This window comes from Variovorax sp. WDL1 (assembly GCF_001541225.1).
Classification (GTDB): Bacteria; Pseudomonadota; Gammaproteobacteria; order Burkholderiales; family Burkholderiaceae_C; genus Variovorax.
The window spans coordinates 50382-51955 of the sequence record NZ_LMTS01000132.1 but is presented as its reverse complement, the minus strand read 5'-3'; the positions used below and the strand labels follow the sequence as shown (position 1 = coordinate 51955).

Here is a 1574-nt window from a genome sequence, read left to right as displayed (position 1 = left end):
CTGGCGCCAGTCTTCGCCCGGCGCGTGCTGCCGATGCTGGCGATCGAGCGCGCGCGGCGCATGCGCGCCACCGCTGCGGTGGCGGTCAGCGGCGTGGTCGCGAGCCTCAGCCTGGCGGTCGCGCTGACGGTAATGGTGGCAAGCTTTCGCGAGTCGGTGACGCAGTGGCTCGACGTGGTGCTGCCGGCCGATCTCTATGTGCGCAGCGCGAGCGGCGGCGGTGGCGGCTCGGTCGGCGGCGAGCAGGCCGCCTTCACGCCGGCCATCGTGCAGGCGCTGTCGGCGCTGCCGGGCGTGGCGCGCAGCGGCACGCTGCGCACACGCGCGCTGCTCCTCGATCCGACGCGGCCCTCGGTCACGCTGATATCGCGCAGCCTCGATGAAGACGCGTCGCGCTCGCTGCCACTGGTGGGCGCGGCGCAGCCGGTGCCCGCGGATGCGATCGGCGTCTACGTGAGCGAGGCGATGGTCGAGCTCTACGGCGCCAGGCCCGGCACGCGCTTCGAGCCGCTGGAGCGCGCGTTCGGCGGCGGTGTGCGCTTCTTCGTGGCCGGCGTGTGGCGCGACTATGTGCGGCAGTTCGGTGCCATCACGATGGACGCGCGCGACTTCGAGCGCCTCACCGGCGACCGCAGCGTGAGCGATGTCGCGCTGTGGCTGGCGCCGGGCGCGAACGAGGCGCAGGTCCAGCAGGCCGTGCGCGCGCTGGCGGCGCGCGAGCTCGGCGCGGGCGAGCCCGTCGAGATCGCCTCCGTCGGTCAGCTGCGCGCGACCTCGCTGCGCATCTTCGACCGCAGCTTCGCCGTCACCTACTGGCTGCAGGCGGTGGCGATCGGGATCGGGCTGTTCGGCATCGCGGCCAGCTTCAGCGCGCAGGTGCTGGCGCGGCGCAAGGAGTTCGGGCTGCTCGCGCACCTGGGCTTCACGCGCGCGCAGGTGCTGGCGGTGGTGGCCGGCGAAGGCGCCGCCTGGACGGCCATCGGCGCCGCCGCGGGCCTGGGACTCGGGCTCGCGGTCGCGGTGGTGCTGGTGCATGTGGTCAACCCGCAGAGCTTCCACTGGACCATGGACCTGCTGCTGCCCTGGGGCCGTCTGGCCGCGCTGTGCGCCGCCGTGATGGCGGCAGGCACCGTCACCGCGTGGCTCGCCGGGCGCGCGGCGGCCTCGCGCGACGCGGTGCTGGCGGTCAAGGAAGACTGGTGACAATGCCGGCCATGAACGCATCCTCTTCCGCCTGCGCCGGCTGGCTGGCCGGCGCGATCCGCCGCATCGAGGCCGACTACCAGCGCAGCGCCGACACGCACCTGATCCCGCTGCCGCTGCCGGGCTTCGCCGCGCACGGCATCGACCTCTACCTCAAGGACGAATCGACGCACCCGACCGGCAGCCTCAAGCACCGGCTGGCACGCTCGCTCTTCCTCTACGCGCTGTGCAACGGCTGGATCGGCGAAGGCACGACCATCGTCGAGGCGTCGAGCGGCTCGACCGCGGTGAGCGAGGCCTACTTCGCGCGCCTGCTGGGCCTGCCCTTCATCGCGGTGATGCCAAGGAGCACTTCGCCGGAGAAGATCGCG

The 1574-nt window shown here is 73.2% G+C and carries 2 protein-coding genes; both read left to right on the top strand.

All coding sequences use genetic code 11. The annotated features are described in order from the left end of the window. Positions 1–1203: ABC transporter permease (locus tag APY03_RS44035; RefSeq protein WP_232324328.1), on the top strand; the 1203-nt coding region annotated here is incomplete at its 5' end. Positions 1204–1214: 11 nt separating this feature from the next. Continuing rightward, a partial coding sequence (locus tag APY03_RS44030; RefSeq protein WP_232324327.1) for a pyridoxal-phosphate dependent enzyme occupies positions 1215–1574 on the top strand: 360 nt, incomplete at its 3' end.